Genomic DNA, 6,434 nt, shown 5'->3' on the forward strand with positions numbered 1-6,434 from the left:
ATCGCGCCGATCACGACCTGATGCCAGAAGGTGTTGACGTTCAGGATATTGAGGCCGTTGCGCACGACGGCCATGAGAATTGCCCCGGCCGCAGTACCCAAGAGGGATGCCTTGCCGCCGGCAAGACTCGTACCTCCCATGACCACCGCGGCAATCACGTCCAATTCATATCCCTCACCAGCCTCCGGCATCGCCGCTTCAAGTCGAGATGTGAGGAGAACGCCCGAAAGAGCCGCCAGAAATCCCGTCAGGGCGTACACCGTGATCTTGATACGATCGATTCTTATACCGACCAGACGCGCCGCTTCCGGGTTGCTGCCGATCGACAGGGTGTAGCGCCCGAACCGCGTTTGGTAGAGCAGAAAGTAGATCGCCAAGAACGTCACTATGGTGATTATCACCGGCATCGGTATAAGCCAGACGAAGCCTTGACCGAACTCCTGGAAGATCGGGTTAGACAAGCCCGTGAGGGGAATGCCTTCAGTGTAGACCATGATCAAGCCGCGCGTCATGACCATCATCGCCATGGTTACAATGAAGTCAGCGATCTTGACTTTCGCAACCAACACACCGTTTACAATTCCGATCAGTGTTCCGGCGGCGAGACTTGCCGCGATGCTGGCAAACGGATTGAACCCCCGGTTCATCAGATCCGCAGCGATCAGACCCGTGAAGGCGAGGGTTGAGCCCACCGAGAGATCTATACCGCGCATGGCTATGACGAGTGTCGCGCCGAATGCTATAATAGCGACGAAAACGGCCTGTCGGGTGATATCCGTGAGATTTCCCAAGCTCAGAAAACGCGGCGAAGCCAAACCGAGCGCGGCAATCAACACGATCAATGCAATCAGGATGCCGCTCCCGCCACCGGACAGCTTGAACCTTGATCCGAGCGACTTCACGTCCAGAGTCTCAGCCAACATCCTATCCTCCACGATTCTTCTCGCATGTCCGTTGAATTGAAAGCGAGGCGATGGTCTCTTCGCTCGCGGAAGACGCATCCAGAACTCCGGCCACTTCTCCCTCGAACATCACGAGAATCCGGTGGCACAAGCCAATCAGCTCCGTGTTATCGGACGAAACGACGATGATCCCTTTTCCCATCCGAGAACTCGCTACGATCAACTGGTAGACATCTGCCTTGGCTTTAATGTCGATCCCACGGGTCGGCTCCTCGAGAAGCATCACCTCCGGCTCGGTCAAGAGCCATCTTGCAAGCAGTACCTTTTGCTGGTTGCCGCCGCTCAAGCGTCCGATCGGCTGGTGCGGACCTTCCGACTTAATTCCCATCTCTTTGATATACTTGATGCACTGACTTCGCTCCGCCCGTTGATCCAGCCGGATGCCGCCAAACTTAGGCAGACTGGGAGCAGTCAGATTCCATCCGACGCTGTGTTCAGCAAAAATGCCTTGTGTCTTTCGCTCGGCGGGAAGAAAGGCAATGCCGTTGTGCATCGCGGAGGATATCGAATCGATCGCGACCGGTTGCCCCTTCAGAAAGATATTGCCTGCATCTGCTGCCCCATCGCCAAATAATGCCCTTACGAGCGGGCTCTTGCCTGATCCTTCCAGTCCTGCGACCCCTAGAATCTCGCCTTGGTGTAGATTGAAGCAGATGTCTTCGAAGGCTCCTTTTCGAGAGAGCCCTTCTACTCTGAGGATTGGATCCGTGCCCGGGCTCGTCCTGGCCGGGAATTGCTTCCCAAGCGAGCCGCCGATCATCAGGCTAATCACTTTGCTCACGTCGAGCGCCGATGCCGGAAGGTCCGCGACGCACGCTCCATCGCGCAAGACGATCACGCGGTCACAGATCGTCAGGACTTCATCCAGCTTATGGGACACGTATATGACGGATTTACCTGCCCGCTTGAGATCGTTGATGATCCTTACAAGCCGCTCTCTCTCCGCTTTTTCGAGTGCTTCGGTCGGCTCGTCCATGATTAGGATATTTGCGTTCGAATTCAACGCTCGAGCGATTTCTACGATCTGCCGCTGGGCAAGCGTGAGCGAGCCGACCGGGCAATCGAGATCGAGCTCGACATTCAGCACGTTGCTTAGTATCTGACGCGCCCGGTCGCGCATGGCCTTCTTTCGAAGCGGCGCGGTGAGCTTTGGCGACATCCCAATCGAGATCTCACGGCCAATAAAGATGTTTTCGACGGCATTCAGATCAGGAAAAAGACTAAGCTCCTGATAGATGATGCTTATTCCGACGCGTTGCGCATCCGCCGGCTCGCGTATTTCGACGTGTACGCCGTTGACCTCGACCTCTCCTTCGTCACGGACGTGAGCGCCGGCCAGAATTTTCATCAGGGTGGATTTGCCGGCACCGTTTTCACCGACCAGGCCAAGCACTTCGCCTTTGGCGAGGTTCATCGAAACGTTGGACAACGCGTTGGTCGCGCCGAATCTCTTGCCGACGCCCGTGATTTTCAGAGCTTGTTCCGATTGACCCATTAGACAGATCCTCCAACGACGTGGAGAGAGCCGCGCAACGCGCGCGCGACTCTCTCCTCAGCATCTACTTCGTGGACTTCGCGACGTAGATGTAGTCGGATGGGTCGAACGTGCTGATGTTCTTGGCATCGTAGGTCTTCGGTGCGACGAAAATCTTCTTCGGAACGGCCTCGCCCTTGATGACAAACTGTTCGACGGCTCGAACGATATTGCGCCCTTCTTCCTTTGCGCCGGTATCTACGGTCGCGGCAAAGTCGCCGACTTTGATCGCGTCATTGGCTTCCTTCATGTTTTCGTACCCGACAATCGCGATTTTTCCGTTCAGCTTCCTGGCCTTCAGTGCCTGGAGGCCGCCCAATGCCATTTCGTCATAAAGCGCGACGAGAATGTCGATGTCTGGATGCGCAGTGAGCATGTTTTCCGTCACGCTGAGACCTTGCGCCCGCACCCAACCAGCAGGCTGCTTCGCAACGATCTTGAGGTTCGGATACTTCGAGATAACCTCATTGAACCCCTTCATGCGCTGAGCCGTATGCGGTCCAGGCAGCCCTTCCAGGATGGCGATCTTGACCTCGCCCTTGTCCTTGTAGCGGTCGACGATCCACTGGGCTTGAGCACGACCGCCGTCACTCTGGTCGTATCCGATATCACTCACATAGTATGGATCGTCCGCGACAGGCGAATTGAACAGGAACACAGGAATCCCGGCCTCAGTCGCCCGTCGGATCAGGGGTTCCAAGGCTCCCTCGTTGTAGAGAGCGACAGCGATCGCATCTACGTGCTCGTTGATCCAAGCCTCCATCGTGCGGACCTGATCGTCCGTCGCGGATTGGCTCTTTGGCGCCTGAACGAGCAACTGGATCGTACCAGGTCCGCCTAACTTATCGATCTCCTCCTTAACGCCCGCTAGGACTCTTTGATAGTACGTGTCCATGGCCGTCGGCAGGAAACCGACCTTGAGTGGCCGGTTGCTCTTGGCTTGCGGCTTTGCCTCCCTACCGGTCGGCGGAATTACTTTGTCCATGAGAATTCCGGGAAATACGGCGCCGTAATCAGCGGCACGCGCCCCGGGAACGATCATCACCGCCAACAAGGCGGCAGCAAACGGCATGCTAAAAGAACGTCTCATGTTTCCCCTCCAATGTTTTTCCATACTGCACTTGCCGCACGCGCAAACGCGGGCAGCCCTCACCGATCGCTCCGATGACACGGAGCGCCGCAAACGATCAGTTTCGCTCGATGCGGTGTCCTGCCGCTAATCTTTGAGACTGCGGAGAATTTCCCTTAAAAGCCGCCAAATGGGCTCGACCGTAGTATGATTGAGGCGCTCTCGAGTTGTATGGACGTCGAAGGCTTCAGGCCCGATCGAGATCATGTCGATTCCGGGAATCTTCTTATTGAAGAGGCCCAGTTCGAGGCTCGAATGCGACACCTCCACATGCGGCTTGACCTTGAGGGTCTCCTCGTAGGCGCGCGTCGCCACCGCCAAGAGCTTCGAGTCCTTGTTGTAGGGCCACTCGGGACAGTCGGCGAACGTCGTAACCTTCGTACCGCGTCCCATCAGTGCGGCTAATCGCTCGATGCGTTTCAGGATCGCGTAGCGTCGCGAGCTGATCGCACTTGGAATCGTCGAAAGAACCTCGACTTCCTCGTCGCTTGTCGACAGCAAGGCTATCGTGTTCGAGCTCTCCACCAGGTTGGCAATGGTGAGGCTCATGCTCTGGACGCCATTCGGCGTGAGTGTGATGGCCTGGACGACCGAGGCGGCGGTGACATCTGAAAAGACACGTTCTACGGCTTCGGCGTGCAATTCCAACCCGACCTCAAGCTTCGGGTCGCTGACGAAGAATTCCTTTTTGAGATCCGCCGAGACACTGCTGACAATTTCGTTGGCGCGGTCGAAATCAGCTTGATGTACGAGCAGGATTGCTTCGGCGTCGCCTGGGATGACGTATCGATTGACCCCTCCATTGACCGAGGCAAGCCGAACCGGCAACTCGTCGAGGAGTGCGCCAAGGATTCGGGCGAGAAGGACGATCGCATTTGCGCGCTCGAGATGAATGTCGAACTCCGAGTGACCGCTGCTGAGCCCCTTTACGAACGCGCGCAGCGTCGTCAGGCGAGCCGGGGGTTTCTGCCATTCGATCGGAATCCGGAAGCGGGCCGATATATCGCCTGCGCACCCCGCGAAGAGGCTTTTGGGATCGTGCCAATTGAAGTCGATCAGCCGCTTTCCAGTGAGGCGAGATGCGTCGAAATGCTGTGCCCCCCCTTTCCCAACTTCCTCCTGTACAGTAAGCACGACCTCCAAGGGTGGATGTGGAATATCTGTCGAGTCGAGCACTGATAAAGCGAGCGCGACTCCTACAGCATTGTCCGCGCCGAGCGTCGTGCCCGTGCCATGGATGAAGTCACCATCGATCCGAAGTTTGATACCCTCCTTCTCGAAGTCGTGATGCACTCCTTCATCGCTTTCGCACACAATGTCGGTATGACCGTGGAAGATTACGGGAGCCGCGTTCTCGTACCCACGCGTTCCAGGCTTTTTAACGAGGATGTTATGGATGTCGTCTTGGAAGTATTCGAGCCCACGATCCCGCGCGAACTTGGCGATGTAGTCGCTAACCTGCTTCTCGTTGTACGAGCCTCGCGGGATCCGGCTAATTTCTTCAAAATAGCGAAAGAAGATTTCGGGTTTAAGACCGGAAAGGATCCCGTTAGTCTGACCAGCCATCCCTCGAGTTTCGGTCCGTCGTCCGTTCACGCTATCGGTCAAGGCCTGGTGCGCAGACATCATCTTCCTCCCATTGCCCGGCGCCGCTTGGATGCGATCGCTTCGAAGTGCTATGATAGGAACTATGAATGCCGCATCAAACGAATTGCTTATGCGGTTGAGTGAGCTGCGTTCACTTGAAGGCGCCCATGATGACGGCTCATGGCTACACGAAAAGATGCTGCAGCTTATTGAACGCTCGTGAGCGCCGCGACGAGAACTGAGGCGGACCCGTCGTGAGCGAACGGCGATCGGAGACGTCGACGAAGCACAGCGCCGCTCACTGATTTAATCGCAAGACCTTTTTCGATCACTGCGGCGTCAGGTGAAGCGGACGCCTCATACATGCTGACGATGCGGAGCGGAGCGCTCGCTTCTCTCCAGCATCAACGGAATAGCGGAAACAACCGGCGTCGTTAAAGACAATTCGGATAGTCGTTACTGCCCGGATGTCATCATCCCCGTCGCAGCGGAATGCGCTCAAGCCACAGGGGGCCCTACGACATTCTTAGGGCGGCCGCTCCAACATGCCTCAATGTTGGCCACCAACTGATCAGCGAGTGATTGAATCGCCTCCCGGCTGGCCCATGCCACATGTGGAGTAAGAATAAAGTTTGGCAAGTCCGTCAAACGCACAAGCGGATGATCGTCTGGCGGGGGCTCAACGGTAGTGACATCAAATCCTGCCCCGGCGATGAGCCCGTTGCGAAGAGCCTCGCCCAAGGCCACTTCGTCTACGAGACCTCCTCTTGCCGTGTTTATCAGCAAGGGCCTGCGGTCCATCAGGGCGAATTCGTGGGCAGCTATCATGTTTCGCGTGGCGGGCGTGAGGGGTGCGTGAAGGGTAATGACGTCGCTCATGCGCAATACATCTTCGAACGGCGTGTACAACGGCCCCATACCAGAGACGCCCTTGTAGGATGAGAAGAGGACACGCATGCCGAACGCGCGACCGATGTCCGCAACCGCTCTGCCCAACGCACCATCGCCGATGATGCCAAGAACTGATCCAGCAAGGTCGCGGATCGGATGGTCGAAATAGCAGAACTGGGCGGATGACGACCACCGACCGGCACGCACGGAATCCCGGTATTCGAGCAGGCTTCGGCGTAACGCCAAGACCAGTGCAAAGGTGTGCTCCGGGACAGTATTGGTCGCGTAGTTCCGGATGTTCGACACCGTTATGTCTCTTGCGGCGCAGGCC

Annotated in this window: 5 protein-coding genes; all 5 read right to left on the bottom strand. The window is 56.8% G+C overall.

Translation table 11 applies throughout. The features are described from left to right. Positions 1–920, bottom strand: a 920-nt coding sequence (locus MOV75_RS23445; RefSeq protein WP_247006699.1) for an ABC transporter permease, incomplete at its 3' end; no start/stop codon positions are given. Positions 921–924: 4 nt separating this feature from the next. After that, positions 925–2,457: a sugar ABC transporter ATP-binding protein gene (locus MOV75_RS23450; RefSeq protein WP_247006700.1), complete on the bottom strand. Its 1,533-nt coding sequence runs from the start codon at positions 2,455–2,457 to the stop codon at positions 925–927. A 64-nt stretch (positions 2,458–2,521) separates the two neighbouring features. Beyond that, a complete protein-coding gene (locus MOV75_RS23455) occupies positions 2,522–3,586 on the bottom strand; it encodes a sugar ABC transporter substrate-binding protein (RefSeq protein WP_247006701.1) in 1,065 nt (354 codons plus the stop codon). A 126-nt stretch (positions 3,587–3,712) separates the two neighbouring features. Next, positions 3,713–5,251 (bottom strand): aminoacyl-histidine dipeptidase, encoded by a 1,539-nt coding sequence (locus tag MOV75_RS23460; protein WP_247006703.1) that lies wholly within the window; start codon positions 5,249–5,251, stop codon positions 3,713–3,715. 459 nt (positions 5,252–5,710) lie between these two features. Further along, positions 5,711–6,434: NAD(P)-dependent oxidoreductase (locus tag MOV75_RS23465; RefSeq protein WP_247006704.1), on the bottom strand; the 724-nt coding region annotated here is incomplete at its 5' end.

The sequence above is a fragment of the Bradyrhizobium sp. PRIMUS42 genome (assembly GCF_023006515.1).
Classification (GTDB): Bacteria; Pseudomonadota; Alphaproteobacteria; order Rhizobiales; family Xanthobacteraceae; genus Bradyrhizobium.

Excerpts from the sequence above, each read along its gene's own strand:
- MOV75_RS23460 (WP_247006703.1), bottom strand. The coding sequence starts at position 5,251 with ATGTCTGCGCACCAGGCCTTGACCGATAGCGTGAACGGACGACGGACC.
- MOV75_RS23455 (WP_247006701.1), bottom strand. The coding sequence starts at position 3,586 with ATGAGACGTTCTTTTAGCATGCCGTTTGCTGCCGCCTTGTTGGCGGTG.
- MOV75_RS23450 (WP_247006700.1), bottom strand. The coding sequence starts at position 2,457 with ATGGGTCAATCGGAACAAGCTCTGAAAATCACGGGCGTCGGCAAGAGA.